Source organism: Achromobacter sp. (assembly GCF_049647645.1).
Taxonomy (GTDB): domain Bacteria; phylum Pseudomonadota; class Gammaproteobacteria; order Burkholderiales; family Burkholderiaceae_B; genus Achromobacter.
This window is the reverse complement of sequence record NZ_JBARYB010000068.1, coordinates 18,056-44,843: the sequence shown is the minus strand read 5'-3', so window position 1 is coordinate 44,843 and position 26,788 is coordinate 18,056. Positions and strand designations below refer to the sequence as shown.

At 66.0% G+C, this 26,788-nt stretch carries 29 protein-coding genes; 19 read left to right on the top strand and 10 right to left on the bottom strand.

Annotated elements, in window-relative coordinates; translation table 11 throughout:
- Positions 1 to 27 precede the first annotated feature (27 nt).
- From WBB14_RS08080 to WBB14_RS08060, 5 genes are all read left to right on the top strand, one after another.
- Positions 28 to 1,101 carry a putative 2-aminoethylphosphonate ABC transporter ATP-binding protein gene (locus WBB14_RS08080; RefSeq protein ID WP_424239369.1) on the top strand — a complete coding sequence of 358 codons (1,074 nt, stop codon included), beginning with the start codon at positions 28 to 30 and terminating at the stop codon, positions 1,099 to 1,101.
- Positions 1,079 to 2,869: a putative 2-aminoethylphosphonate ABC transporter permease subunit gene (locus WBB14_RS08075; protein ID WP_424239368.1), complete on the top strand. Its 1,791-nt coding sequence runs from the start codon at positions 1,079 to 1,081 to the stop codon at positions 2,867 to 2,869. The genes WBB14_RS08080 and WBB14_RS08075 overlap by 23 nt, the downstream gene beginning before the upstream one ends.
- A gap of 23 nt (positions 2,870 to 2,892) precedes the next feature.
- Positions 2,893 to 3,714 (top strand): phosphonoacetaldehyde hydrolase, encoded by an 822-nt coding sequence (gene phnX, locus WBB14_RS08070; protein WP_424239367.1) that lies wholly within the window; start codon positions 2,893 to 2,895, stop codon positions 3,712 to 3,714.
- 95 nt (positions 3,715 to 3,809) lie between these two features.
- Positions 3,810 to 4,832 carry a putative 2-aminoethylphosphonate ABC transporter substrate-binding protein gene (locus WBB14_RS08065; RefSeq protein WP_424239366.1) on the top strand — a complete coding sequence of 341 codons (1,023 nt, stop codon included), beginning with the start codon at positions 3,810 to 3,812 and terminating at the stop codon, positions 4,830 to 4,832.
- 120 nt (positions 4,833 to 4,952) lie between these two features.
- On the top strand, positions 4,953 to 6,083 hold the full coding sequence (locus WBB14_RS08060) for a TIGR03364 family FAD-dependent oxidoreductase (RefSeq protein ID WP_424239365.1): 1,131 nt from the start codon (positions 4,953 to 4,955) through the stop codon (positions 6,081 to 6,083).
- 76 nt (positions 6,084 to 6,159) lie between these two features.
- Here the strand turns inward: WBB14_RS08060 and WBB14_RS08055 are convergent, their stop codons facing one another.
- From WBB14_RS08055 to WBB14_RS08045, 3 genes are all read right to left on the bottom strand, one after another.
- Positions 6,160 to 7,308, bottom strand: coding sequence for an aromatic ring-hydroxylating oxygenase subunit alpha (locus WBB14_RS08055; protein ID WP_424239364.1), 1,149 nt, complete (start codon positions 7,306 to 7,308; stop codon positions 6,160 to 6,162).
- A gap of 242 nt (positions 7,309 to 7,550) precedes the next feature.
- The gene (locus tag WBB14_RS08050) at positions 7,551 to 8,561 is read right to left on the bottom strand and encodes an acyltransferase (protein WP_424239363.1); all 1,011 of its coding nucleotides are present in this window, start codon (positions 8,559 to 8,561) and stop codon (positions 7,551 to 7,553) included.
- A 204-nt stretch (positions 8,562 to 8,765) separates the two neighbouring features.
- Positions 8,766 to 9,734 carry a Bug family tripartite tricarboxylate transporter substrate binding protein gene (locus WBB14_RS08045; protein WP_424239362.1) on the bottom strand — a complete coding sequence of 323 codons (969 nt, stop codon included), beginning with the start codon at positions 9,732 to 9,734 and terminating at the stop codon, positions 8,766 to 8,768.
- A 155-nt stretch (positions 9,735 to 9,889) separates the two neighbouring features.
- Between WBB14_RS08045 and WBB14_RS08040 the strand changes: the two genes are divergently transcribed.
- The 12 genes from WBB14_RS08040 (at position 9,890) to WBB14_RS07985 (ending at position 20,010) form a co-directional block, all read left to right on the top strand.
- The gene (locus WBB14_RS08040) at positions 9,890 to 10,744 is read left to right on the top strand and encodes an IclR family transcriptional regulator (protein WP_424239361.1); all 855 of its coding nucleotides are present in this window, start codon (positions 9,890 to 9,892) and stop codon (positions 10,742 to 10,744) included.
- A 93-nt stretch (positions 10,745 to 10,837) separates the two neighbouring features.
- The gene (locus tag WBB14_RS08035) at positions 10,838 to 11,104 is read left to right on the top strand and encodes an exodeoxyribonuclease VII small subunit (RefSeq protein WP_424239360.1); all 267 of its coding nucleotides are present in this window, start codon (positions 10,838 to 10,840) and stop codon (positions 11,102 to 11,104) included.
- Positions 11,105 to 11,111: 7 nt separating this feature from the next.
- Positions 11,112 to 12,023 carry a polyprenyl synthetase family protein gene (locus WBB14_RS08030; protein WP_424239359.1) on the top strand — a complete coding sequence of 304 codons (912 nt, stop codon included), beginning with the start codon at positions 11,112 to 11,114 and terminating at the stop codon, positions 12,021 to 12,023.
- Between the two features lie 53 nt (positions 12,024 to 12,076).
- A complete protein-coding gene (gene dxs / locus WBB14_RS08025; protein ID WP_424239358.1) occupies positions 12,077 to 13,939 on the top strand; it encodes a 1-deoxy-D-xylulose-5-phosphate synthase in 1,863 nt (620 codons plus the stop codon).
- Between the two features lie 181 nt (positions 13,940 to 14,120).
- Entirely contained in the window at positions 14,121 to 14,918 is a 798-nt protein-coding gene (folE2, locus tag WBB14_RS08020) for a GTP cyclohydrolase FolE2 (RefSeq protein WP_173143174.1), read from the top strand.
- Positions 14,919 to 14,925: 7 nt separating this feature from the next.
- Positions 14,926 to 15,849, top strand: a complete 924-nt coding sequence (locus tag WBB14_RS08015; RefSeq protein ID WP_424239357.1) for a DUF817 domain-containing protein — start codon at positions 14,926 to 14,928, stop codon at positions 15,847 to 15,849.
- A 210-nt stretch (positions 15,850 to 16,059) separates the two neighbouring features.
- The gene (rpsF, locus tag WBB14_RS08010; protein WP_013392507.1) at positions 16,060 to 16,437 is read left to right on the top strand and encodes a 30S ribosomal protein S6; all 378 of its coding nucleotides are present in this window, start codon (positions 16,060 to 16,062) and stop codon (positions 16,435 to 16,437) included.
- A gap of 51 nt (positions 16,438 to 16,488) precedes the next feature.
- Positions 16,489 to 16,812 (top strand): primosomal replication protein N, encoded by a 324-nt coding sequence (gene priB / locus WBB14_RS08005; protein ID WP_013392508.1) that lies wholly within the window; start codon positions 16,489 to 16,491, stop codon positions 16,810 to 16,812.
- Positions 16,813 to 16,922: 110 nt separating this feature from the next.
- Entirely contained in the window at positions 16,923 to 17,195 is a 273-nt protein-coding gene (gene rpsR, locus WBB14_RS08000) for a 30S ribosomal protein S18 (protein WP_006218308.1), read from the top strand.
- Between the two features lie 14 nt (positions 17,196 to 17,209).
- Positions 17,210 to 17,665, top strand: a complete 456-nt coding sequence (rplI, locus tag WBB14_RS07995; RefSeq protein ID WP_424239356.1) for a 50S ribosomal protein L9 — start codon at positions 17,210 to 17,212, stop codon at positions 17,663 to 17,665.
- A 126-nt stretch (positions 17,666 to 17,791) separates the two neighbouring features.
- Entirely contained in the window at positions 17,792 to 18,631 is an 840-nt protein-coding gene (locus WBB14_RS07990; RefSeq protein ID WP_424239355.1) for a hypothetical protein, read from the top strand.
- A complete protein-coding gene (locus WBB14_RS07985; protein ID WP_332010884.1) occupies positions 18,628 to 20,010 on the top strand; it encodes a replicative DNA helicase in 1,383 nt (460 codons plus the stop codon). The genes WBB14_RS07990 and WBB14_RS07985 overlap by 4 nt, the downstream gene beginning before the upstream one ends.
- A 64-nt stretch (positions 20,011 to 20,074) precedes the next feature.
- On the opposite strand, the gene WBB14_RS07980 is transcribed toward WBB14_RS07985, so the two are convergent.
- The 5 genes from WBB14_RS07980 to WBB14_RS07960 all read right to left on the bottom strand — a co-directional run bounded on the left by WBB14_RS07980 (position 20,075) and on the right by WBB14_RS07960 (position 23,743).
- Entirely contained in the window at positions 20,075 to 21,052 is a 978-nt protein-coding gene (locus WBB14_RS07980; RefSeq protein ID WP_424239354.1) for a bile acid:sodium symporter family protein, read from the bottom strand.
- Between the two features lie 125 nt (positions 21,053 to 21,177).
- Positions 21,178 to 22,158: a 4-hydroxythreonine-4-phosphate dehydrogenase PdxA gene (gene pdxA / locus WBB14_RS07975; protein ID WP_424239353.1), complete on the bottom strand. Its 981-nt coding sequence runs from the start codon at positions 22,156 to 22,158 to the stop codon at positions 21,178 to 21,180.
- A gap of 62 nt (positions 22,159 to 22,220) precedes the next feature.
- On the bottom strand, positions 22,221 to 22,529 hold the full coding sequence (locus tag WBB14_RS07970; protein ID WP_424239352.1) for a hypothetical protein: 309 nt from the start codon (positions 22,527 to 22,529) through the stop codon (positions 22,221 to 22,223).
- Positions 22,530 to 22,571: 42 nt separating this feature from the next.
- Positions 22,572 to 23,030 (bottom strand): Lrp/AsnC family transcriptional regulator, encoded by a 459-nt coding sequence (locus tag WBB14_RS07965; RefSeq protein ID WP_424239351.1) that lies wholly within the window; start codon positions 23,028 to 23,030, stop codon positions 22,572 to 22,574.
- A 107-nt stretch (positions 23,031 to 23,137) separates the two neighbouring features.
- Positions 23,138 to 23,743, bottom strand: coding sequence for a hypothetical protein (locus WBB14_RS07960; protein ID WP_424239350.1), 606 nt, complete (start codon positions 23,741 to 23,743; stop codon positions 23,138 to 23,140).
- Positions 23,744 to 23,925: 182 nt separating this feature from the next.
- Here WBB14_RS07960 and WBB14_RS07955 point away from each other — a divergent pair, with 182 nt between their 5' ends.
- Positions 23,926 to 24,171: a hypothetical protein gene (locus WBB14_RS07955; RefSeq protein ID WP_424239349.1), complete on the top strand. Its 246-nt coding sequence runs from the start codon at positions 23,926 to 23,928 to the stop codon at positions 24,169 to 24,171.
- Positions 24,172 to 24,416: 245 nt separating this feature from the next.
- Positions 24,417 to 24,644 (top strand): hypothetical protein, encoded by a 228-nt coding sequence (locus WBB14_RS07950; protein WP_424239348.1) that lies wholly within the window; start codon positions 24,417 to 24,419, stop codon positions 24,642 to 24,644.
- A 7-nt stretch (positions 24,645 to 24,651) separates the two neighbouring features.
- Here the strand turns inward: WBB14_RS07950 and WBB14_RS07945 are convergent, their stop codons facing one another.
- Both WBB14_RS07945 and WBB14_RS07940 read right to left on the bottom strand, forming a co-directional pair.
- Positions 24,652 to 25,215: a DedA family protein gene (locus WBB14_RS07945; RefSeq protein WP_424239347.1), complete on the bottom strand. Its 564-nt coding sequence runs from the start codon at positions 25,213 to 25,215 to the stop codon at positions 24,652 to 24,654.
- Positions 25,212 to 26,651, bottom strand: a complete 1,440-nt coding sequence (locus WBB14_RS07940; protein WP_424239346.1) for a PLP-dependent aminotransferase family protein — start codon at positions 26,649 to 26,651, stop codon at positions 25,212 to 25,214. Before WBB14_RS07940 ends, WBB14_RS07945 begins: the two co-directional genes overlap by 4 nt.
- Between the last annotated feature and the right edge of the window lie 137 nt (positions 26,652 to 26,788).

Here is a 26,788-nt window from a genome sequence, read left to right as displayed (position 1 = left end):
TGCCTTCGTTCCCAAACCGGAGGCCCCATGGCCGAACGCGATACCGCATTTCTCTCTGTCAGGCATCTAGTGAAGCGCTTCGGCAGCCATACAGCGCTGTCGGACGTCTCGCTCGACATCCGCGCCGGGGAGCTGGTGTGCCTGCTGGGCCCCTCGGGCTGCGGCAAGACCACCTTGCTGCGCGCCATCGCCGGCCTCGAACGGCAGGACAGCGGCGCCATCGTGCTGTCCGGCCGCGACATCTCGCACGCCGAACCGCAAGCGCGCGACTACGGCATCCTGTTCCAGTCCTATGCGCTGTTTCCCAACCTGACCGTGGCCCAGAACGTGGCCTACGGCCTGAGCGGCAAGCGCGCGCACCGCAACCACGTCGCCAACCGCGTCGAAGAAATGCTGACGCTGGTCGGGCTGGCCGGCGCGGCCGACAAGTATCCGGGACAGATCTCCGGCGGACAGCAGCAGCGCGTGGCCCTGGCGCGCGCGCTGGCGCCGTCGCCGTCGCTGTTGTTGCTGGACGAACCCATGTCGGCGCTGGACGCCCGCGTCCGCGAGCATCTGCGCATCGAACTGCGCGCCCTGCAGAAGCGCCTGTCCATCACCACGCTGATGGTTACGCATGACCAGGAAGAGGCCATGGTGATGGCCGACCGCATTGCCGTCATGAATGGCGGAATCATCGAGCAGTACGGCACGCCGCGGGAACTCTACCGCCAGCCCGGTTCGGCCTTCATCGCCGATTTCGTCGGCGAGGCCAACTGGCTGCCGTTCGAACGCCTGGATGCGCACCGCGCCCGCGTCGGACGCCAGGAACTGGCCGTGGACGAGGCGCTGGACGCCGCCAGCGGCAAGCTTTTCGTGCGGCCGGAAGCGGTGCGCGTCAGCACCGTGCGCCCGGACCAGCCGAACGCCATGCTGGCCGACGTGCTGGACGGGGTATTCCTGGGCCGCGGCTATCGCCTGGCCCTGCGCCTGGAAGGCGTGCCTGGCAGCACGGTGCATTCCATCGTATCCCCCGAAATCGGAGACGCCCTGCTGGGCCCTCACGCCGCCAGCCGCTGCTGGGTGGAGCTGCCGCGCCATGCGATACGCGCCTACGCTTGATCCGGCCATGAACCGTTCCGCCAACACGGCCGCCCCGGCTACGGCCAGCCTCGCGGCGCCCGTCCCGGCGCTGGGCCGCCGTCCGCTGCCGGCCTGGATCGGCTCCCTCGGCCTCTCTGCCGGGCAGGGCGCCCTGGCGCTGGGCTTGCTGCTGTTCCTGGCGCTGCCGCTGGCCGCGATCCTGATCCGGTCGGTGACCGACAGCGATGGCGCCTGGGCCGGCCTGTCGGTGCTGGCAGGCATCATTGGCGGCGATGGCTTCATGTCCATGGTCGCGCGCAGCCTCGCGGTAGGCGTCGTGACCACGTTGCTGGTCGTGCCCTGCGCCTACGGGTTCGCCTACGGCCTGACGCGCACCCGCCTGCCGGGCAAGGGGCTGCTGCGCACCGTCGCCTTGCTGCCGTTGCTGGCGCCGTCGCTGCTGCCGGGCATCTCGTTGGTGTATCTGCTGGGCAACCAGGGCCTGCTCAAGGGCCTGACCGGCGGCGCGACCATCTATGGCTTCTGGGGCATCGTCGTGGGCGAGGCTTTCTATACGTTCCCGCACGCGCTCATGATTCTCTTGACCGGCCTGGCCCTGGCCGACGGCCGTCTCTACGACGCCGCGCGTGCCATGGGCGCCGGCCCCTGGCGGACGTTCCTTACGGTGACCCTGCCGGGCACCCGCTACGCCGTGTTCTCGGCCTGCTGCGTGGTGTTCACGTTGACGGTGACCGATTTCGGCGTGCCCAAGGTCGTGGGCGGCGACTACAACGTGCTGGCGATGGAGGCCTACAAGGCCGTGGTCGGCCAGCAGAATTTCCCCAAGGGCGCGGCCATCGGCATCCTGTTGCTGCTCCCGGCGATCCTGACCTTTGCCCTGGACCGGCGCCTGCGCGCCCGCCAGGGCGCCCAGATGAGCGGCCGGGCCCAACCCTACGCCGCGGGTCCCCATCGCCGCCGCGATGCCGCGTTCCTGGCGCTGGCCGGCGTGCTGGCGGCGTTCCTGCTGCTGATCATCGGCGTGGCGGTGTGGGCGTCCTTCGTCAAGATGTGGCCCTACAACCTGTCGATGTCGCTGCGTTCGTATGACTTCGACAATATGGACGGCGGCGGCTGGCTGGCCTGGCGCAACAGCCTGCAGCTGGCGTTCTGCACCGCCCTGATCGGTACGGCCGTGGTCTTCACGGGCGCATGGATGATGGAGAAGGTGCCTGCCCGCGGCCAACTGGCGCGAGGCCTGCGCGGCATGGTCGGCATGCTGGCGCTGATGCCCATGGCCGTGCCTGGCCTGGTACTGGGCCTGGGCTACATCTTCTTCTTCAACAGCCTGTCGAACCCGCTGAACGTGCTGTACGGCACCATGCCGCTGCTGGTCCTGTGCACCGTCATCCACTTCTATACCAGCGCGCACCTGACGGCCGCCACCGCGCTCAACGCGCTGGATCCCGAATTCGAAGCGGCCTCCGCGTCGCTGAAGGTGCCGCGCCTGACGACCTTTGTGCGCGTGACCTTGCCGATGTGCCTGCCGGCCGCGCTGGACGTGGCCCGCTATCTGTTTGTTTCCGCCATGACGACGGTGTCCGCGGTCGTGTTCCTGTACAGCCCGTCGACGGTGCTGGCCGCGGTCGCGGTGCTGAACATGGACGACGCCGGCTTCATCGGCCCCGCCGCCGCCATGTGCACCGTGATCATGGCCAGCTCGGCCGTCGCTGCCATGGTCCTGCATCTGGCCAGCCGCGCGCTGGTGGCGCGCAGCCAGGCCTGGCGCCGCCCCGCGGCCCATTGAACAATTTTTCAAGGAAGATCCTCATGACTGTTTCGCCTTTGCCCGTCCGCCTGGAGGCGGTGATCTTCGACTGGGCCGGCACGCTGGTCGACTTCGGCTCCTTCGCGCCCACCAAGGTGTTCGTGGACGCGTTCTCGCAGTTCGGCGTGGAAATGTCGCTGGCGCAGGCCCGCGGCCCGATGGGCATGGGCAAGTGGGACCACATCCGCACGCTCTGCAACGATCCCGTGATCGCCGGCCAGTACCAGGCCCAGTTCGGCCGCCTGCCCACCGATGACGACGTAACCGCCATTTACGAGCGCTTCCTGCCGATGCAGCTGGACAAGGTCGCCCAGTATTCCGCGGCGATCCCCGGCTCGGCCGAATTGCTGCGCGCCTTGCGCCAGCACGGCCTGAAGATCGGCTCCTGCTCGGGCTATCCCGCCAGCGTCATGCGGCGCGTGGTCGAGCGCGCCGCCTCCGAAGGCCTGGAGCCCGATTGCATCGTCGCCAGCGATGACGTGCCGCGCGCCCGGCCGGCGCCCGCGATGGCTTTGAAGAACGTGATCGAACTGGGCATTTCGGATGTGGCCGCCTGCGTCAAGGTCGACGACACCGCCCCCGGCATCGAGGAAGGACGCCGCGCCGGCATGTGGACTGTCGGCCTGCTGCTGTCGGGCAACGCCGCCGGCCTGACGCTGGAGGAGTACCTGAGCCTGGACGACGCCGGCCGCCAGCAAGCGCGCACGACTGCCAGCCTGGAGCTGTCGCCCGCCGCGCCGCATTACCTGATCGACACCGTGGCCGACCTGCCCGCCGTGATCGCCGACATCGAGTCCCGTTTGTCCGCGGGCCGGCGCCCCTAACCCTCTACTACCTGTCTGCACCGCTTGCCGGGGCCGGTTCGTGCCAGCCCCGGAGGCCTTCCTCAGCCTTTTTCCGCCTACCAACGGAGTACTTCATGAATCGCTACAAGCTGCTTGCACTGGCCGCCGCCCTGACGGGCGTGATGGGCGCCGCCTCCGCCGAGACCACGCTGACGGTCTACACCGCGCTCGAAGCCGACCAGATCAAGGCCTACCAGGCCGCGTTCGAGAAGGCCAATCCCGACATCAAGATCCAGTGGGTGCGCGACTCCACCGGCATCATCACGGCCAAGCTGCTGGCCGAAAAGAACAACCCCAAGGCCGACGCCATCTGGGGCCTGGCCGGCACCTCGCTGGGCCTGATGGACAAGGAAGGCATGCTGCAGCCCTACGCCCCCAAGGGCCTGGACCAGATCGCCGCCAACATGCGCGATGCCAAGGCCGAGCCCAGCTGGGTCGGCATGGACGGCTTCGCCGCCGCAATCTGCTTCAACACCATCGAAGCCGAAAAGCAGAAGCTGCCCAAGCCCACCTCGTGGCAGGACCTGACCAAGCCGGTTTACGCCGGCAAGATCGTGATGCCGAACCCGGCATCCTCGGGCACGGGCTTCCTGGACGTCAGCGCCTGGCTGCAGATCTTCGGCGAAGAGAAGGGCTGGGCCTACATGGACGCCCTGCACAAGAACATCGGCTCGTACACGCACTCGGGCTCCAAGCCTTGCAACATGGCCGCAGCCGGCGAATTCCCGATCGGTGTGTCGTTCGACTACCGCGCCGCCAAGCTGAAGGCCGACGGCGCGCCGGTCGAAGCCGTGTTCCCCTCGGAAGGACTGGGCTGGGAAGTGGAAGCCACCGCCATCATGAAGGGCACCAAGAACCTGGAAGCCGCGCGCAAGCTGGCCGACTTCTCCGCCAGCCGCGAGGCCAACGAGCTGTACAAGGCCAACTTCGCCGTGCTGGCCATCCCGTCGATCGCCACGTCCAACCCCAACCTGCCGGCCGACCTGACCCAGCGCATGATCAAGAACGACTTCACCTGGGCCGCCACCAACCGCGACCGCATCATCGCCGAGTGGAGCAAGCGCTACGACGGCAAGTCCGAGCCGAAGAAGAAGTAAGCAGGCAAGCATGGCGGGCAGCGCCAGACCGGTCGCTACCCGCGCATTCCTTCCATTTCACCTTTCGGTTTCACCTTGCCGTTCTTCGTCGTGTTGACACGCTTCGGTGGGGCTCCAGCTATGAAAAAATTCGATGTAGTCGTGGTGGGCGCCGGTATGCTCGGCATTGCCCACGCCTGGGCGGCCGCCAAGCGCGGCCTGTCGGTGGCCGTGATCGAGCGCAGCCGCCAGGCGCACGGCGCCACCATCCGCAATTTCGGCCAGGTCATCGTGACAGGCCAGGCGCCCGGCATGATGCTGTCGCACGCCCAGCAGGCGCGCGAGCTGTGGCTGGAGTTGGCGGACCGCGCCGGTTTCCATGTGCGCGCCAACGGCGCCCTGGTGTTGGCGCGCAATGCCGAAGAGGCCGACGTGCTGCAGGAGTTCGCCGACACGCGCATGCGCCAGGAAGGCTATCGCGCCGACCTGCTGTCGGGCCGCGAGGTGGCCCGGCTGTATGGCGGACAGCTGGCACATCACTGCGCGGGCCTGCAAGGGCATGACGATCTGCAGATCTATTCGCGCGAGGCGCTCCCCGCCATCACACGCTACCTGGCGGAATCGCTGGGCGTGACGTTCATCACCGGCACGCTGGCGCGCGCGGTCGAGGACGGGCGGGTGTGCACCTCGGCGGGCGAATTCAAGGGCGGACACGTCTTCGTCTGCCCGGGGCACGACTACCTGACCTTGCTGCCCGAGCGCTTCGCGCCGCTGAACCTGGAGGTCACGCGCCTACAGATGCTACGCGCGGCATTCGAGACCAACCCCATCGCGCTGGACCGCCCCTTGCTGACGGGCCTGTCCTGTGTACACTACGGCGCGTTCTCCGATCTGCCTTCGGCGCTGGCGCTGCGCGACGTGATCCAGGTGCGCACGCCCATGCTGCTGGACAACGGCATCCACCTGCTGATCAGCCCCACGCCCCATGGAGAACTGATCATCGGGGATTCGCACCGCTACGGCCAGGACGCGCTGCCGTTCAACGACGAGGCGGTCGACAACGCCATGCTGGACCTGGCGACCCAGGCCCTGGGCGCGCGGCTGCGGGTGATCGAGCGCTGGCAGGGCGTTTATGGCGCGCATGGTCCGGCGCCGTTCTCAGTCATGCCGGTCGATCCCGCCACGACGGTGGCGGTGATGCATTCGGGCGTGGGCATGACGGTGGGACTGGCCATCGGCGAGCGCACGGTGGCGGGCGTGCTGGGCCACTGATCCCGGCCACCGGAAAAAGGAAAGGCCTCGCGCATTGCGAGGCCTTTCTGCATGGGGACGGCGTGCAAGCTGGGCTTCAGCCCCCCTCCTGCATGATGCGGCGATACCATTCATGGAAGTGCTGCATGCCGTCTTCCATGGGTGACTGGTAAGGACCGGTTTCGTTCACGCCGCGCAGCATCAGCGCCTTGCGGCCCGCGTCCATGCGCTCGGCGATCTCGTCGTCCTCGATGGCCGTTTCCATGTAGGCGGCGCGCTGCGCCTCGACGAATTCGCGTTCGAAGGCCGCGATTTCCTCGGGGTAGTAGAACTCGACCACGTTCACCGTTTCCTGCGGGCTCTTCGGATACAGCGTGGAGAGCACCAGCACGTGTGGATACAGCTCGATCATGTGGGTCGGGAAATACGTGACCCAGACCGCGCCGAAATCCGGCGCGTCGCCTTCGCGGAACGCCAGCAGGCGGTCATGCCACTGCTTGTACACGTCGGATCCCGGTTGCGCCAGGGCGTTGTGCACGCCGACCTTCTGCAGGCTGTACCAGTCGTTGAACTCCCAGCTCAGGTCGTCGCAGGTGACGAAGCGGCCCAGGCCCGGGTGAAACGGACCGACGTGGTAGTCCTCCAGGTAGACCTCGATGAAGGTCTTCCAGTTGTAGTTGCACTGGTGCACTTCGACGTGGTCCAGCACGTAGTCGCCGAAGTCGAATTCCGGACGCGAGAACAGCGGCGCCATGTCGGCGGCCGGATCGCGCGGGCCTTCGAACAGCAAGCCATGGCAGTCGCGCAGGCGGAACTTCTGCAGGTTCATGCAGGGCGTGGTGGCGAACTGGGGCGCGCCCAACAACTCGCCCTGGTTGTTGTACGTCCAGCGATGCAAGGGGCAGACAATATTGCCGCCGGTTGCCTTCAGGTTGCCATGCGAATTGCAGTTGCCGGCCACATTGCCAGCCTCGCCGCCAAGCATCAAAGCCTGGCGATGGCGGCAGACATTTGAGATGAGTTCGACGCCTTGCTGGTTGCGAACCAGCACGCGTCCTCCGTCTTCCTGGGCCAACGTACGCCAATCCCCGATTTCGGGCACCACTTTCTGGTGGCCGACGTATTGTGAGGATTGCTTGAAAATGAGTTCTTGCTCGCGGGCAAAGAGGGCTTCGTCAAAATACGCGCTGACGGGTAGCTGGGTGCGAGCTGGCACTACATGTGCCATCCGACCGATGTCGGTCATGATTCCCCCCGCTCGGATAAAAAAGCCAGGACGGAGAAGCACTTGCCTGGCGGCTTGAAATCCGCTGGGTGCAGTCCGTGCTGGCGCGAAGAAAAATCGGTGTCTGGCCGATCAAATAAGCCGTGAATTGTACCCCAAGCCCTTACCCCGCGCCCGTGAAGATCTGCGAAGCTTCGTGAAGTTATGCCATGCCCGGCTGATGCGTGCCTGCTGCGGCATAACCCCTTGAAGATGTAGGCCTTTCAGACGAAGCGCCGTGTCGCGGGATGGCGCCTCAACAGCCAGCTGCTGGCCGCCGACAGCGCGAACACGCCAGCGGCCAGCACGGGCAAGGTCCAGGCGTCATTGCGCGCGCCCGTCAGGGCGCCGGCGCGGTGCGCCACGTCCAGGAACAGCGGATGGATCAGATAGACGCCGAAGGTCAATGGCGCCAGCGAGGCCAGCCGCGGCAGGCGCGGCGACGCGATGATCCATTGGAATGCGGCCAGCGACATGAAGGGTACGGTGAGGCTGAAGTAATCATAGAAGTAGGTATCCAGCGCGCGGTTGCTCGACATCGCATACACGCCCAGCGCAGTCGCGGCCACGCTGGCTGCCAGCATCAGGCCGGGGCGGGGGATGCGCATCTGGCCGTCGAAGATCAGGCGGCCCGCCACGAAGTAGCCCAGATAGGGCAGGAACCAGGTCAGGAAGAAGCCGGCGGGCGCGTCCAGCGCGCGGCGGTACAGCGCGTCCAGGATCGCCACGCCCAGGATGCCCACCACCCACAGCGCGCGCGCCCGCGGCGTGCTGCGCGCATACAGGAGGCGCACCAGCGGCGCGAACAGGTACAGGCCCACGATCATGTACAGGTACCACAAGTGGTAGTAGGGTTCGCCCTGGACCAGCTTGCGCGGCCAGAACGAAAAATCGATGCGGCCGTCGTCCCACCAGTCCAGCGCCGTGCGCCATGCCAGATAGAAGAACGTCCAGAACAGCAGCGGCGCGCAGATCCGCGCCATGCGCCGGCTGTAGAACTGGCGCGCGTCCTGCGGCTTGTCGGGATCCAGCAGCAGGGCGCCGCTGACCATGACGAATACGGGCACGCACCAGCGCGCAGCCGAGTCGTATAGATTGGCGGCCAGCCAAGCGCCTCCGCCGTAGACGGCCGGATTGCTGACTACCATGGCCGCGCTGTGCAGCAGCACGACCGCCACCGCCGCCAACCAGCGCGCGGCATCCAGGCGCGCATATTTCTCTTCGGTGTACGACATCGGGCTCCCGTTGCGGTGTTTGCCTTTTCACCTTAGCAGCCGGTCGCGCCCCGGTTCTGTATCCAGGGGTTAGAGGGCCTGTCGGTGGCGCAACAAAAACCGGCAGGGGCCGTGGGGGCCTCTGCCGGTGGGAGCCGCGCGGCGCGGCGCATTCATGGACGGGCGCGGGCCCGCCTACGTTTTGTCACGAAACGGCCAGCGCCATCATTGCAGAACGATATTGGCCTGCTTGATCAACTGCGCCACGATGGGTTGTTCGGTCTTGATCTGCTTGTCCAGTTCGGCGGCGGTGCCGGAGCGGGGATCGATGCCCATGTCCAGCATGCGTTTCTTGACGGTTTCGTCCTGCAGGGTTTCGACCAGGGCCTGCTGCAGTTTTTCCATGACGGGGGCGGGAGTGCCCTTGGGCGCCACGAAGCTGAACCAGGCGGTCATGTCGAACGCGGGATAGCCTTGCTCGGCCAGCGTCGCCAGCTTGGGTTGCGTCGCCAGGCGGCCAGGGCTGGTGATGGCGAAAACCTTGACCTTGCCGGCATCGGCCTGCGGCATGCCGGTGGCCACCATATCGAAGAACAGGTCTACGTCGCCGCTGACCAGGGCGGGCAGGGCCTGGGTCGCGCCCTTGAACGGCACGTGCAGGATGTCGATGCCCGCGCGTTCCTTGAAGAGTTCACCTGCCAGGTGCGAGGACGTGCCCGGGCCGAAGGTGGCGAAGGTCAGCTTGCCCGGGTTTTGCTTGGCGTAGGCGACCACGTCCTGGGTGCTGTTGAAGGGCCGCTTGGGGCTGGACAGCAGCACCAGCGGTCCCACGCCAACCATGCCGATGCGGGCGAAGCCGTCGGGATCGTAGGGCAGTTCCTTGTATAGATAGCGGTTGGTGACCAGCGTGGAGTTGGTCGCCATCAGGATGGTGTAGCCGTCCGGCGCCTCGCGCGAAACGAATGCCGCCCCGATCGAGGTGCCGGCGCCCGCCTTGTTCTCGACGATCATGGGCTGGCCCAGCGTCTTGGCCATGCGTTCGGCCAGGATCCGGGTCAGCACGTCGGTGGCGCCGCCGGCGGGGAAGGGCGAGACCACCTTGATCGGCCGGGCGGGATAGGTTTGGGCTTGGGCGCCCAGCGCCGCCGCGCTGAGGAGCAGCGTGGCCAGCAGTTTGAAGCTAGTGCGAAGCATGTTTTCCCCTTGAAAACGTGTGCATGAGTGGCGGGTCGGGCCTGGCTTGGCGCCGCGGAGCAGTGCTTGCCAGGTCTCCTTGGATGAATTAAATTCCGCAAAATGGAATTTAATTTTGTCATTCGAAATAAACTATAAAAACGAAGCGAATAGAAATGCAATCTTTTTCTGACGCCAAGCGCATCGCGCATCCCGCCGCCAAGCCCGACGGCAAAGTCGAACTGAGCCTGCCCGCGCGCCGCAAGCGCGCCGCCGGCACGGGCGAGGGCGCCAACTCTCCCGACTTCATTACGGCGCTGGCGCGCGGATTGGACGTGCTGCGTTGCTTCCGCCATGGCGTGTCGGCGCTGGGCAATCTGGACCTGGCGCGCCTGACCGGCCTGCCCAAGCCCACTATCAGCCGCATTACCTACACCCTTACCGAATTGGGTTATCTGCGCTATCACCCGGACACTGGCAAGTACTCGCCCGGTTACGGCGTGCTGGCGCTGGGTTTCGGCCTGTTGGCCGGACTGGAGGTGCGCGAGCTGGCCAAGGCCTCGATGACCGAGCTGGCGCGCGCCACCGGCGGCGCGGTCGCCCTGGGCGCCTTCGATGGCGATGCCATGACCTACGTCGAAGCCATCCACGGTTCTTCGGCGCTGTATCTGCGCCTGCCGGTGGGCTATCGCGCCAGCCTGGACAGCGCCATGGGCCGGGCATACCTGGCCAGCTTGCCGCCCCAGGCTTGCGGCGAAGCGCTGGCCCGCCTGGGCGAGACGGCGCCGGCCGCGGACGCCATCGAGCGCGCCCGGGCGGAACTGCGGGACACGGGCTGCTGCTACGCCATCGGCGAATGGCAGTCGGGGATCAACGCGGTGGCGGTGCCGTTCTCGTCCATCACCGGCGAGGGCGTCTTCGTCATGAGTTGCGGCGGGCCGGCCAGCCTGTTGCCGGAGGCGGACCTGCGCACGCGCGTGGCGCCGCTGCTGCAGGCTGCCATAGCGGGGCTGGCGGGCGCTCCGGCCTGAGACGCGCGGCGCGCGGCGGCAAGCCCGACGGCCTTGCGGGTATCTCGTACAATTCACGGATTGATCCACCCCCTAGCGCCCTCGGAGACCCGTTTGGCCAAACCCTCACAAGCCGATCCGCAGATCGATGACCGTCCCTTGCCCCAGGATTTCGAAACGGCGCTGGCCGAACTCGAATCGCTGGTAGCGGCCATGGAAGACGGCTCGTTGCCGCTGGAGCAGTCGCTGGCCGCCTACCGGCGCGGCGTGGCGCTCACGCGGGTCTGCCAGGAACGCTTGGCGCAGGCCGAACAGCAGGTCAAGGTCCTGGAAGGCGATTTGCTGCGTCCGTTGGACCCGGCGGCGCTGGATGACGAATAAGAACCCGATGAAGCAAATTCAACTCGCCTTTCCGGAATGGTTGCAAGGGCGCGTGCAGCACGTCGAAGACGTGCTGGATGACCTGTTGCCCCCGGCGGATGCGTTGCCCTCGCGGCTGCACGAAGCCATGCGTTACGCCGTGCTCGGCGGCGGCAAGCGCGTGCGCGCCGCGCTGGTCTATGCGGCGGGGCAGGCCTGCCCCGTCAGCGGCAGCGTGCTGGCCGTGCAGGCCTCGCTGGACCGCGCCGCCGCGGCGGTGGAACTGATCCACGCCTATTCGCTGGTGCACGACGATCTGCCCTGCATGGATGACGACACGCTGCGCCGCGGCCGCCCCACCACCCATGTGAAATTCGACGAAGCCACCGCCATGCTGGCGGGCGATGCGCTGCAGCCGCTGGCCTTCGATTTGCTGGCCTCCATGCCGATTGCGCCCGCGCTGATCGTGCAGGCCACCCAGTCGCTGGCGCGCGCCGCCGGCAGCCAGGGCATGGCCGGCGGCCAGGCCATCGACCTGTTCAGCGTTGGCCGCGCGTTGTCGCGCGACGAACTGCAAACCATGCACAGCATGAAGACGGGCGCCATATTGGCTTGCAGCGTGGCCCTGGGCGGCATCGTGGCAGGCGCCAGCTCGGCCTCGCGCCAGGCGCTGGACGCCTATGCGCAGGCCGTGGGGCTGGCCTTCCAGGTGGTCGATGACATTCTGGACGTGACCGCCGACAGCGCCAGCCTGGGCAAGACGCCGGGCAAGGACGCCGCCGAAAACAAGCCCACCTATGTATCGCTGCTGGGTCTGGACGGCGCGCGCGCGTTTGCCCAGGAACTGCGTGAGGACGCGCTGGCTGCCCTGGCTCCGCTGGGCGAGGCTGGATCGCGCCTGGCTGAACTGGCCGACTTCATCGTCCTACGAGACCGCTGAGCCGGGACCAGCCCGGGCTGGAGGCAGGCCGGGCCAACGAACCACATAAAAGCATGACGACAGATTTACTGGACCGCATTCAATCCCCGGCAGACCTCAAGCGCCTGGATCGCCGCGAGCTGAAACGGCTGGCCGACGAGCTGCGCGGCTTCGTGCTGGAATCGGTGTCCAAGACGGGCGGGCATCTGTCGTCCAACCTGGGCACGGTCGAGCTCACCCTGGCCCTGCATCAGGTATTCGACACGCCGCACGACCGCATCGTCTGGGACGTGGGCCACCAGTCCTACCCGCACAAGATCCTGACCGGGCGCCGCGCCGGCATGGCCAAGCTGCGCCAGCAGGATGGGATTTCGGGCTTCCCGAAACGCAGCGAATCCGAATACGACGCCTTCGGCACCGCGCATTCGTCCACCTCCATCTCGGCCGCGCTGGGCATGGCGGTGGCGTCGCGCAACGCCGGCGTGCAGCGCCAGCACATCGCCATCATCGGCGACGGCGCGATGTCCGCGGGCATGGCCTTCGAAGCCATGAACAATGCCGGCGTCACGCCCAACATCAATCTGCTGGTGATCCTGAACGACAACGACATGTCGATCTCGCCGCCGGTGGGGGCGCTGAACCGCTACCTGGCGCGCCTGATGTCGGGCCGCTTCTACGCGGCCGCCAAGAATGTCGGCCGCGCGGTGCTGCAGCACGTGCCGCCGGTGCTGGAGCTGGCGCGCCGCTTCGAAGAGCATGCCAAGGGCATGGTCACGCCGGCCACGCTGTTCGAGGAATTCGGCTTCAACTACGTCGGCCCGATCGACGGGCACGACCTGGACGCGCTGGTGCCCACGCTGCAGAACCTCAAGGCGTTGGAAGGCCTGCAGTTCCTGCACGTAGTCACCAAGAAGGGGCAGGGCTACAAGCTGGCCGAGGCCGATCCGGTGCTGTACCACGGCCCCGGCAAGTTCGATCCTGCGGTTGGCATTCAGCAATCGAAGGGGCCGGGCAAGCGCAGCTTCACGCAGGTATTCGGCCAGTGGCTGTGCGACATGGCCGAACAGGATTCGCGCCTGGTCGCCATCACGCCCGCCATGCGCGAAGGCAGCGGGCTGGTGGAATTCGAGCAACGCTTTCCGCAGCGCTATTTCGACGTGGGCATCGCCGAGCAGCACGCCGTGACCTTCGCCGCCGGCATCGCCTGCGAAGGCCAGAAGCCCGTGGTCGCGATCTACTCCACCTTCATGCAGCGCGGCTACGACCAGTTCATCCATGACGTCGCCCTGCAGAACCTGGACGTGACCTTCGCGCTGGACCGCGCCGGCCTGGTGGGCGCGGACGGCGCCACGCATGCCGGCAACTACGACATCGCCTTCCTGCGCTGCGTGCCCAACATGGTGGTGGCCACGCCTTCGGACGAAAACGAAACGCGGCTGCTGCTGTCGACCTGTTATCAGTATCCCGGCCCTGCGTCGGTGCGCTATCCGCGCGGCGCCGGCTGCGGCGCCACGGAAGAGACCGGCCTGGGCACGGTCGAACTCGGCCGCGGCGTGGTGCGCCGGGAAGGCCGCAAGATCGCCATCCTGGGCTTCGGTACGCTGGTCCAGGCTGCGCTGGGCGCCGCCGAAAAGCTCGACGCCACCGTGGCCGACATGCGCTTCGTCAAGCCGATCGACCGCGAACTGATCCTCGACTTGGCCAGCCGCCACGACGCGCTGGTTACGCTGGAAGATGCCTCCATCATGGGCGGCGCGGGTAGCGCGGTGCTGGAAACGCTGAGCGCGGCCGGCGTCATGATCCCGGTGCTGCAACTGGGCCTGCCCGACGAGTTCATCGACCATGGCGAGCAGTCGGCGCTGTGGGCCGGCGTAGGCCTGGACGCGGCGGGCATCGAAAGCTCGATCCGCGCCCGCTACGCCGACCTGCTGGGCTGAATCCGCTCCGATTCCTGCGGGCTTTGTCCGCAGGAATGAAACACACTGTTCCGGCCCCGCCAACCTACGAATAAAAGGGTTTTCCCTGGCGATTGGCGGACTATGGGCGATAATGGCCCCCTCTCAAAGATTCCTAGGCCCGTGCGTTTTCACGACTGATTGCCTAGACAGGTAAGCCGAAATGAATTCTCCGATCGACCCCGCCCTCGTGATGCCCGACGTCCAGAGTTCGGCGGACACCCGGCACATCCCGATTCAGCGCGTGGGCATCCGTGGCGTGCGCCACCCCATGTTGATTGAAAGCGGCGACGGCTCGCCCCAAGGCACCGTTGCCAACTGGACGCTGACCGTCGCCCTGCCGCCCGAAGAAAAGGGGACGCATATGTCCCGCTTCGTGGCGCTGCTGGAAAAGTACCGCAGCACCCCCATGACGCCGACCCTGTTCCGCGCCATGGCGGCCGACATGCTGCCGCTGCTGCATGCCGAGCGCGGCGACATCACCGCTGCCTTCCCGTACTTCATCAACAAGTCCGCCCCGATCTCCGGCGTGCAAAGCCTGCTGGACTATGAAGTGCAGTGGATCGCCCGTGCCCAGGGCGACGAGGTCGAGTTCGAACTGATCGTGCAGGTGCCCGTGACCAGCCTCTGTCCGTGCTCCAAGGCCATCTCCGAGTACGGCGCGCACAACCAGCGCTCGCACGTCACGGTGTCCGCCATCCTGAATGCCGACATCGGCATGGACGGCGTTATCCGCCTGATCGAGGAAGAGGGCTCCTGCGAGCTGTGGGGCCTGCTCAAGCGCCCGGACGAGAAGTACGTCACCGAACGCGCCTACGACAACCCTAAATTCGTCGAGGACCTGGTGCGCGACGTGGCTGCCCGCCTGAACGCGCATCCCGGCATCGCCCGCTACCGCGTGGAAGCCGAGAACTTCGAATCCATCCACAACCACTCGGCCTACGCCGTCGTGGAAGGCTGAGTTTTCCGTGAGCCATCCGGCGGCCAATGATTGGCCGCTCATCGCGGGGCTGCAGCAGTGGGAATCGCGGCTGGCCAGCAATCTGGCCGGCCGCGGCCGTTTTGGCGTCGCCCTCTACGAGTTCTTCCGCTTCGGCGTGAAGCAGGCCTGGGCCTGCCTGTTCGGCGGCCTGATGTGCGCGCTGCTGCTCGGCACGCACTGGTGGTATCCGAAGGACGCCGCGTTGGCCCGCTACGATTTCCTGACCCTGGCGGCCTTGGGCATCCAGGCGCTGCTGCTGGCGCTGCGCATGGAAACCTGGAGCGAGGCGCGCGTGATCCTGCTGTTCCACGTGGTGGGCACGGGCATGGAAGTGTTCAAGACCGCCGCGGGCTCGTGGATCTATCCCGAGGCCAGCGTGCTGCGCATCGGCGGCGTGCCGTTGTTCACGGGTTTCATGTATGCGGCGGTGGGCAGCTACCTGGCGCGCGTCTGGCGCCTGTTCGACTTCCGCTTCCGCGCTCATCCGCCGGTGGCGGCCACCGTGGCGCTGTCGGTGCTGATCTACGTGAATTTCTTCGCGCACCACTACATCCTGGATATCCGGTGGGCGCTGTTCGCGCTGACCGCCATTCTGTTCGCGCGCACCTGGGTGTATTTCCGCATTTGGCAGGTCTACCGGCGCATGCCGCTGCTACTGGGTTTCGTGCTGGTGGCCCTGTTCATCTGGTTCGCCGAGAACATCGGCACCTTTGCCAATGCCTGGCGCTATCCCAACCAGTCGCAGGGCTGGGAACTGGTGTCCATTGCCAAGCTGGGCTCGTGGTTCCTGCTGATGATCATCAGCTATGTGATGGTCAGCGTGGTCAACCGGCCCGAGGAAATCGATGTTGCCGATTTGCCTCGGCGGGCGGGGCAGGGGGGCGGGAATAGTCCGTCCCTGATTTCCTGAGGCCTCGGCGGCTTGCGCTGTACCGCTCGATCGGTGATAATCGAGGGCTTTCTTGCTCGACCGCCCATGGTTTTTGGGTAGCGGGCTGCCCCTTGCGGGCCACTGTCTACGTTGCAAATCACGATGTAAATCAAGATGCAATCCACCCCTGATGGAAAGCGGCGGGTGTAAGACGGACGGCCAGCGAGACATCCTCAAGGAGTTTTACTCATGCGTCACTACGAAGTAGTGTTTATCGTTCACCCCGACCAAAGCGAGCAAGTGCCCGCCATGGTCGAGCGTTACCAAGCGCTGGTCACGGGCCAAGGCGGCTCGGTTCATCGCCTGGAAGACTGGGGTCGCCGTCAACTGGCCTACCCGATCCAGAAGCTCGTCAAGGCTCACTACGTCTGCCTGAACATCGAGTGCGGCCAAGCCACGCTGGATGAGCTGGAACACTCGTTCCGCTACAACGACGCCGTTCTGCGCCACCTGGTCATCAAGACCAAGAAGGCTCAAGCCACGCCCTCGATCATGATGAAGTCGGTCGAACGCGAAGAAGCCCGCAAGGCTTCGGCTGAAGCAGCAGCGCCGGCTCAGGCCGAGTAAGCAGGGCTCACGCAGAGCTCATCCCATGAAGTCCCCTCGGTGCCTGGCAGGATGAATAAGCTGGAACTCAGCGCCCGCGTTCTTGAATGCGAGCCTTTGCGCCACACTCCCGCCGGATTGCCCGCACTGGAAATGGTGTTGGCGCACGAGTCCGAAGTCGTCGAAGCAGGCCACCCGCGCCGCGTCGAACTGACTATCGCGGCTGTGGCACTGGGCGATCTGGCGTTGCTGTTGAAGGACACCGCGCTAGGGTCCGAATTGCTGGTGCAGGGCTTTCTGGCTCCTACCCGCAAGGACTCGGTGAAGGTCAAGCTGCATTTGCAGCAGGCACGCAGGATCAGCGGCAGCGCAGGGCGCGATCCGCTGGTGGCTTGAAGGGAATTGGGCAAGAGGCGCGATGAGCGCCTTCTGAATACGGATAGGTTATGGGGGTTTGGGCCCGTTTTGGGTAAAACCCGGCCCCCTCAAACAAAGAGGCACATATCATGGCTTTCTTCGGAAAACGCAAGGAAAAACGCAAATTCACGCAGCAGAACCCGCTTTTCAAGCGTCGTAAGTTCTGCCGCTTCACCGCTGCCGGCGTGGAAGAGATCGACTACAAGGATCTGGACACCCTGCGCGACTTCGTGCAAGAAAACGGCAAGATCATCCCGGCTCGCCTGACCGGCACCAAGGCAATCTACCAGCGCCAGCTGGACACGGCCATCAAGCGCGCGCGCTTCCTGGCTCTGTTGCCTTACACCGACAACCACAACTAATCCGGGGCACTGAAATGCAAGTTATTCTGCTCGAAAAAGTCGTCAACCTGGGTAACCTCGGCGAAGTCGTCCGCGTGCGTGATGGCTACGCCCGCAACTTCCTGATCCCCCAGCGCAAGGCCCGTCGTGCAACCGACGCCGCCCTGAAGGAATTCGAAGCGCGCCGCGCCGAACTGGAAAAGGCCCAGGCTGAAAAGCTGGCCGCTGCCCAAGCTCTGGGCGAGCGCCTTGCTGGCTTCCAGCTGAAGATCGCCCAGAAGGCTGGCGTCGACGGCCGTCTGTTCGGCTCGGTTACCAACGCCGATATCGCCGAAGGTCTGAAGAAGGCCGGTTTCGAAGCCGTCGAAAAGGCGCAAGTGCGCCTGCCCAACGGCCAACTGAAGTCGGTCGGCGAGTTCCCGATCCAGGTTGCCCTGCACGCTGACGTTCTGGTCGACGTGACGGTTCTGGTTGAAGGCGAACTGTCCTAAGCCGGTACCCGCAGTAAAAAGAAGCCGGCCCGCGTGCCGGCTTTTTTTCTTTTTGCCCCACGCGTATTGCGTGTAGGCTTCGGACTCCACGATCCGGGCTTCGCGCCGCATTCCTCAGAGGACGTCTTGACTCAGCCCCCCGTTCACCACAACGCGCCTCCCGGCTTGCGAGCCTGGCTGGATAGCGTGGATGCGTCGCGTGAACCGTCGGTGCGGGATGTGACGATAGACGGTGTGCGCTGCATCATCAAGCGGCGCCGGCCCAGCATCGGCCGGGGCCTGAGCTATGCGCTGCGCTATGTGCGCGCCCTGTTCCTGGGCGTGGGATGCAAGATCTTCCTGGGCGAATTTCCGCGTCCAGGCGTATTGCTGCGCAATGGCCTGGCGCACGAGTCGCAACGCCTGGCGCAGTTGCTGAAGGCCGGCTGCCGCGTGCCCGAGGTCTGGTGGCAGGAGCAGGGCCTGCTGGTGCTGGAGTACGTCGGCGAGGACCTGGCCGACCTGATCCGCAACGAGGACACCACCTCCCGCTTGTGGCTGGCGCGCGCAGCTGCGGCCGATCTGGCCGCCTTCCATGCCCGCGGCATGTGGCATGGCGGCGCGCAGATTCGCAATATCACTTTGCAGGGCGGCGAACTGTGGCGCATCGATTTCGAAGAGAATATCGGTTCGACCCTGTCGCGTCCGTTGGCCCAGGCCTACGACCTGTTCCAGATGCTGGCCTCTCTGGTGTCTTTGCGTAAATTGCCCGACGACGCGGCCCGCACGCTGGGTAAACTGGCGCTCGAAGTCTATTTCGAGAGCAACCCAGATACCGAGGTACGCGCTCGCCTGACACGCCTGGCGCGTGTGCTCTGCGCCATTGCGGCGCCCTTGCGCGTGGTACTGGGCCGCCTGCCCTCGCGCGATATCCAGGGATTCTTCCGCGTCGCGGATATCCTGCAGCCGTTACTATTGAAGTCATGAATACACCCGCCGATTCCCAGCTCGAGTACCTACGCGTTCCTCCCCATTCCATCGAGGCTGAACAGTCGGTTCTGGGTGGCCTGTTGCTGGACAACGCAGCCTGGGACCGCATCGCCGACGTGCTGGTGGAAGAAGACTTCTATCGCCACGACCATCGCCTGATCTGGCACCACATCGCCCGCCTCATCGGACTGGCGCGTCCCGCCGACGTGATCACGGTCAACGAGTCCCTGATCAGCGCGGGCAAGGCCGAAGACGCAGGCGGCCTGGCCTACTTGAACGCGTTGGCGCACAACACGCCGTCCGCCGCCAACATCCGCCGCTACGGCGAGATCGTGCGCGAGCGCGCCATGCTGCGCAAGCTGGTGTCGATCGCCGACGAGATTTCTTCGGCCGCCCTGAATCCGCAAGGCAAGGAAGCCCGCCAACTGCTGGACGAGGCCGAATCCAAGGTCTTCCAGATTGCGCAGGAAGGGTCGCGCGGCGCCGCTGGCTTCCAGGAGATTCAGCCCTTGCTCACGCAGGTGGTCGAACGCATCGACGAGCTTTACCACCGCGAGGGCAGCTCCGATGTGACAGGCGTGCCCACCGGCTTCGCCGACCTGGACAAGATGACGTCCGGCATGCACGGCGGCGACCTGATCATCGTGGCCGGCCGCCCGTCCATGGGCAAGACCTCGTTCTCCATGAACATCGGCGAACACGTGGCCATCGAACAGGGCCTGCCCGTGGCGGTGTTTTCCATGGAAATGGGCGCGGTGCAGTTGGCGATGCGTATGCTGGGCTCGGTCGGCCTGCTGGACCAGCACCGCATGCGTACCGGCAAGCTGATCGCCGACGACTGGCCGCGCGTGACGCATGCCGTACAGCTGATGCAGGACGCGCAGGTCTACATCGACGAAACGCCCGCGCTCAGCCCGATGGAAGTGCGCGCGCGCACCCGCCGTCTGGCGCGCCAGTGCGGCCAGCTGGGCCTGATCATCATCGACTACCTGCAGCTCATGTCGGGCAACGGTTCGGGCGAAAACCGGGCCACTGAAGTGTCGGAAATCAGCCGCTCGCTCAAGGGCCTGGCCAAGGAACTCAACTGCCCGCTGATTGCGCTGTCGCAGTTGAACCGAAGCCTGGAACAGCGCCCCAACAAGCGTCCCGTGATGAGCGACCTGCGCGAATCCGGCGCCATTGAACAGGACGCCGACGTGATCCTGTTCATCTACCGCGACGAGGTCTACAACCCCGACTCGCCGGACAAGGGCACCGCCGAGATCATCATCGGCAAACAGCGTAACGGCCCCATCGGCACGGTGCGCCTGACCTTCCAGGGTTCGAGCACGCGCTTCCTGAACTTCTCGGGTTCGCAGCCGCGCGACATGTACTGAGCGGTTCCGGCCCAAGAAAAAACCGCGCCTCGGCGCGGTTTTTCATTGCAGGCGGGAATCCGCTTCAGGCTTCGGCCTCGGGGCGCTTGCCAAAGCGCGCGGCGAGCACGCCGCACACCATCAGCTGGATCTGGTGGAACAGCATCAGGGGCAGCACGATCGCGCCCACGGCGTGGCCGGCGAACAGCACCTGAGCCATCGGAATGCCGCTGGCCAGGCTTTTCTTCGAACCGCAGAACAGCAGCGTGATGCGGTCTTCCACGTTGAAGCCGAGCACCCGGCCGGCCAGGGCCGACAGGCCCAGCGCCAGCGCCAGGATGACCGCACATGCCACCACCAGGCCGGCCAGCGCGGGGATCGGGGTCGAACTCCACAGGCCTTCATTGATGGCTTCCGAAAAGGCCGTGTAGACCACCAGCAGGATGGAGCCCTGATCGACGAACTTCAGCATGGCCTTGCGCTTGTGCACCCAGGCGCCGATCCAGCGGCGGGCGAACTGGCCCAGCACGAAGGGCAGCAGCAGCTGCAGCATGATCTTGCCGACCGCGTCGAACGAAATCGGGGCGCTGCCTGCGTTGGCCACCACCGTGCCCACCAGCAGCGGGGTGAGGAAGATGCCGAGCAGGCTGGAGGCGGAAGCGCTGCACACGGCGGCCGGCACGTTGCCGCGCGCCATCGAGGTGAAGGCGATGGCCGATTGCACCGTGGCGGGCAGGCAGCACAGGAACAGGATGCCCAGATAGAGTTCCGGCGTGACCAGCGGCTCCAGCACCGGCTTGAGCGCCAGGCCCAACAGCGGGAACATCAGGAAGGTCGCGGAGAAGATGGTGAGGTGCAGCTTCCAATGGGTCAGGCCGGCGATGATGGCCTCGCGCGACAGGCGCGCGCCATGCAGGAAGAACAGCAGGCCGACCGCGATGTTGGTGATCCAGCCGAACACGACCACGCCTTGCCCGTGGGCGGGCACGATGCTGGCGATGATGACGGTGCAGATCAGGTAGAGGGTGAAGCGGTCGGGAAGAAGGCGGACAAGGCGTGACATGAGGGAAGGGAGGGAGAGCGGACGGAAAGCGCCGCGGGCGGCGTAAACGGGGCGTATTGTAGTCCCGGGGACGCCTTGCTTCCTGACAGCCAGTTGTCAGCGCCGCGCGGGCCGCGGCGCGACGCTCAAGGCGTCATGGCCAGCGCCAGGTCGAAGGCGGCGACCAGAGAGGCGTGGTCGGCCAGGCCCTTGCCGGCTATGTCGAAGGCGGTGCCGTGGTCGACGCTGGTGCGCACGAAAGGCAGGCCCACCGTCACGTTCACGCCATGGTCCAGGCCCAGGTACTTGACCGGAATGAGGCCCTGGTCGTGGTACTGCGCCACCACGATATCGAATTCGCCGCGCCGGGCGCGCATGAAGATCGTGTCGCCGGGCCAGGGGCCGCTGGCGTCTATGCCTTGCGCGCGGGCGGCGGCGATTGCGGGTTCGATGATGTCGATGTCCTCGCGGCCGAACTTGCCGCCTTCGCCCGCATGCGGGTTCAGCCCCGCGACCGCCACGCGCGGCTGGTCGATGCCCATCTGTCGGCAGGCTTGGTCGGCCAGTTTCATGGCGGTCAGTTCGGCTTGCGGCGTGATGCGCGCGATCACGTCGGCCAGCGCCACGTGGATGGTCACCAGCAGCACGCGCAGCTCGTCGTTGGCCAGCATCATCGCGAAGTCGCGCGTGTTCGAGCGCTCCGCCAGGATTTCGGTGTGGCCGGGATAGTCGATGCCGGCGGCATGCATGGATTTCTTGTTCAGCGGCGCGGTGACGATCGCGCGGATGCGGCCGGCCTGCGCGTCGTCGATGGCGGCGCAGACGTAATCGTAGGCGCCGCGTCCGGCTGCCGCGCTGATCTGCCCCAGGGGCAGGTCGGCAGCCAGGGCGGGGCTGCAGGCGATGACGTTGATGTGGTCCGCGCCCGGCGAGGCCTGGCTCACGTTCGCGATCTCGACGATTTCCAGCCTGGCGCCCAACTGGGCGGCGGCGCGCCGCAGCGCGCCCGCGTCGCCATACACCACGCAAGGCGCATTCAGGCCTTGCGCGTATGCCTGGACGACGATTTCGGGGCCGATGCCGGCGGCATCGCCCATGGTGATGCCCACGGGCAGGGAGGTCTTCACGGTGCTGGGACTGAGGTTGTGTTGCGGATCATGCTACACCCGATCGCGGGCGGGCCGCCGCCTTACTTCGAGGGATTCTTGGGCGGTTCGATGACGCCGCATTCGAAGGTCACGGTGGCGCGCTTGGGACCCAGGCCGGTCGCGTGGTTCGACGTGATCTTGGGTTTGACCAGTTTGCGGTCGATGGATTGGCAATACTGTTCGGCGCGCAGCAGGGCCTGGTTCTTGATTTCCACCCAGGTCATCATCTGGGTGCCGGAGCTGTGGGTGACGCTGTAAGTGTCCTTGCCGACGGACGTGACTTCGCTCATGCTGGAACAGGCGGTCAGCAAGGCGAGCAATACGGCGGCGGGGGCAAGGCGTGCAAACATGAGGCGTCCTGAAATGGCAATTATCCCAATTACACCATCATTTCAGGGCGCGGCGACGGCGCTGCGGCGGTCGAGCTTGCGGCTCAGGACGATGGAGGTCTGGGTCTGCTTGACCCCGTCGATCAAGCCGATGCGGTCGAGCAATTCGTCGAGCTGTTCGTGGGTCTCGCAGCGCAGGAAGATGAGGTAGTCGTAGGGGCCGCTGACCGACGAGACCTCCTCGACTTCGGGCATTCTCTCCAGTTCGCGCATCACTGCGGCAGTCGTCTTGGGCAGCACGCTGATGGAGCAATAGGCCCGCACCGCCGCTTCTTCCAGCAGCCGCCCCAGGCGCACGCCATAGCCGGCCACGATGTGTTCGCGCTCGAGCCGCGCGATGCGGGCCACCACGGTGGTGCGGGCCAGGCCGAGCTTGCGCGCCAGGATGGCGGCGGGTTCGCGCGCATTGGCTTGCAGCAGGCTGAGCAGTTGCCGGTCGATGGCGTCGAGTCGTTCGTTCATACGGTGATGGGCGGCATGCAGCGAGAGGGCGCGAGTGCCGACGGTACAGGCGCTGGGCCGCCCGCGTCAATGCGCAGCGGTGCGCACGCGCCCGGGCGGGCCGGGCGCTAGCCGTCCGATTCGGGCGGAATGCCGCCCTGATAGATGCGGCCGTCGAATTCGAAGCGCGTGATGGTCTTGCGCGCGGCATCGAATATGCGGTCGCGGCTGGCGTCGTCCAGGCCGTCGTGGTCGGCGAAGCTGAAGCGGCACAGATCAATGTCGCTGTCATAGAAGGCCGAATGCACATAGCGGCTGACATCGGCCTCGTGCGCGAAATGCGCGAACTCGCGCAGTTGCTCCATTTCGTGGAAGGATCCATTGCGGCTGACCAGCAGCATGCCGAACTTGCGCTCTTCGTCCGCTACGGGCTCGGGCGCGGCCAGGGCGTCCGGCTGCCGCAAATCTTCGTAGTCGAAGCGCGCGCCCAGTTCGTGCATGGCGGCCAGCACGCGCTGCCATTGCGCTTCATCCAGCGTGAGGCGGGCCGCCACATAGAAGAGGCGCTGGCGGCCCAGCGAGCGCGGTTCGGCGCCGCCGATATAACTGTGCCAAGGGACGGCCGCGTCAAGTCCGGCTAGTTCCGCCATGCGCGCGTCGCTGTATCCCAGCCGGTCCTGCAGGCGGCGCATGGATTGGGCGTCCGGCGCAACGTAGTTCTGGATGGTCTTCATGGGGGCCTCCGGTTGCACCGGAGTTTCGAGGGCCGCAGCCCGGGAAACGGAGCCGGTGACGTGCGCCGCCGTGCCTCTGCGGCCACGCTTCATGCTAGCGCGGCGGGCAGGGCTTGCCTAGCATGGGCAGGCGCGGCGCCGTGCTAGGATTTGCGCCGACTTCAATGCCAGGAGGCTTTCAAATGGACATCCAGGAACAAATCGCCGTCATCGTGCATACCATTTCGCACCAGGGCGGCCGCATCGACGCGCTGAATTCGACACTGCTGTCGATGCTGCATCTGGCCAAGGCTACGCCCGGCCTGCGCGAGGCCATCGAGGCCCAGCTCGAACAGAATTACTCCAGCTTGCTGGCTCGCTCCGAGAACCCGCAGTACGTGGCTGGTTTCGAGAGCGTGCGCGACATGGTCCTGGGCGCACTGAAATAGCCGCCCCACTGGCGCCGGCAGTGGCGGGAGTTACCCACAACTTCTGTGGACAAGCCTTGGGATAGCGCGGGCATAGATCTCCAATTTCCTTTAATTACAAAGGCTTGCATGGGGCGCTCAAAGCTGGCTCCATTTGCGCTCGCTGGCAGCGGTGCTGGCGGCGCGGCGCAGGTCATGCAAGCCGGGTAATATGCGGCCCCATGCGGAATCAGTATTCATTGGAATGCCGAGGCGGATCGATCGCGGTGCGCGTCTCGGAAGCAGCAAAGCTGGCGGCTTTCGACCCCGGCAAACTCTCCCCCGAGGCGTGCCAGAGCTGGGAGCGCATGGGGCATGGCTTCAAAGCCTGGCACGACTTCGACCAGCGTCACCCCATCCTGCGCCGCCTGGCGCGATTGCCCCTGGTAGGCCGCTGGTACCGCAATGCGCGCCGCCGCTACGTGCTGCGGGCCAGCGGCAAGCTGGTGGTCTGAAGCCGCTTTATTTGCGGCGTTTGCCCAGCAGGTGATATGCCAGCCAGATGATGGCGCCGATCGCGATGGCCACGGCCAGCTTGGTCTCGACGCCATGCAGGCGTCCCAGCATGGATTCGATGGTCTGACCGAACAGATAGCCCAAGGCGCTGAAGCACACGGCCCAGATGGCGGCGGCGATGGCGTTGAGTACCAGGAAGCGCAGCGGCGGCACGTTCGACACGCCCAGCGCCACAGGTCCTACGGTGCGCAGGCCATACAGAAAGCGCAGGCTCAGGATGAAGCCGTGCGGATAGCGGTCCACCGCCGCCAAGGCCTTCTCGAAAGCGGGTTTCTCGCGGATCCGCCGGACATAGCGATGATCGCGGTAGCGGCGGCCCAGCAAGAACAGCGCCTGGTCGGCGAGGAACGAACCGGCGAAGGCGCACAGCATCACGTAGGGCAGGTGCAGCAGCTGCTGGTGCGCCAGGAAGCCGGCGAACACGACCACGCTTTCGCCTTCGAGCAGCGTGCCGCCGAACACCGCCCACAGGCCGTAGTCGACGATGAACTGATGCAGGGCTGGGTTCATCTGGGCCGCTCGGCCACGATGCGCGCCAAGGTTTGCAGGGCGCTGGTGATCTCGGGCGTGGTGCGTTGTCCGCAGCTGATGCGCAGGAAGTGGTTGTAGCGCGTGCCGTTGGAGAACATTGCGCCCGGCGCGACCCGTATGCCTTGGCGCAGGGCGGCCTCGAACACGTCAGTGCCGGAACGCCCGTCAGGCATCTCTACCCACAGCAGCATGCCGCCCTGCGGCATGCTCAGGCGGGTGCCAGGAGGAAAATGCGCGGCGATGGTCTCGGCGGTCTGGTCGCGCTGCATCTTCAGGTGCCGGCGCAGGCGCGACAGGTGGCGATCGTAGGCGCGCGAGCCCATGAATTCGGCCACGGCAATCTGCGCCAGCGGTTCATTGGGGCGGCTTTGGGCGAACTTCAGCATGGCGATGCGGGCCTTCCAGCGGCCGCCCAGCAGCCAGCCCAGGCGCATGCCCGGCGCCAGCGTCTTGTGCATGGACGAGCAATAGATGACGTTGCCGGTCGCGTCCCAGGATTTGGCGGCGGCCAGCGGCGTGTCGTCGTCGGTCAGCGCGCCGTAGGTGTCGTCTTCGATCAGCGGCACTTGCTGGCGTTCGCACAGGGCGACGAGCCGCGCCTTTTCCGCGTCGGGCATGACGCAGCCCAGAGGGTTCTGGAAATTGGGCACCACCACCACGGCGCGGATGTTGCCGTGGGTCTGGAAGGCCAGGTCCAGCGCTTCGATCGACAGGCCGTGCTGCGGGCTGGTGGGGATCTCCAGCGCCCGCATGCCCAGGCTTTCCAGTATTTGCAGCAGGCCGAAGTACGCGGGCGATTCGACCGCTATCGTGTCGCCAGGCCGGGCCACCGCGCGCAGCGCCAGGTTCAGCGCCTCGATGCAGCCATGCGTGACGATGACGTCGTCGGGCGTGGCGTTGATGCCATTGGCCAGCGCCCGCCGGGCGAGCACGGTGCGCAGGTCCGGATGTCCTTGTGGCGGGACCGGGCTCACCAGCACTTCGGGTGACTGGCGCAGCGCGCGCATCATGGCCTGCTTCAGTTCCTCCTGCGGGTAGGCCTCGGGCACAGCCGCGGCCAGGGCGAAGTTGGCGCTGACCGGGTGCGCTTCGCATTTGGCCACGAAGTCCGAAACCCGGTCGTGGATGCCCACATACTGCGCGGCGCCGAGCGTCTGGCGGATGTCCGGCTCGTCGACGGGCGGGATGCTGTTGCGCCGGGGCTTGAGCACGAAGTAGCCCGAGCGGGGACGCGCTTCGATCAGGCCATCGTCTTCCAGCTGGCGGCAGGCCTGCAGCGCGGTCGACAGGCTGACGTGATGGGTACGCACCAGGGTGCGGACCGAGGGCATGCGCTGGGCGGGCGCCAGCACACCCGTCTGGATGGCGCGGCGGTAATGGTTGGCCAGGCGTAGATATAGCGGTTGCGGGTCCATGCGCCGATCATGCTCCCCGAGGTTGGAATGAGGGTAGGCACAGATTCAGCCAAAGTACACCATAACAGCGTGGAAATCGAGCATCTGCATCGGTACAGAAACCCAGGGATTGTGACTGTTGCGCATAGCAGGGCGCG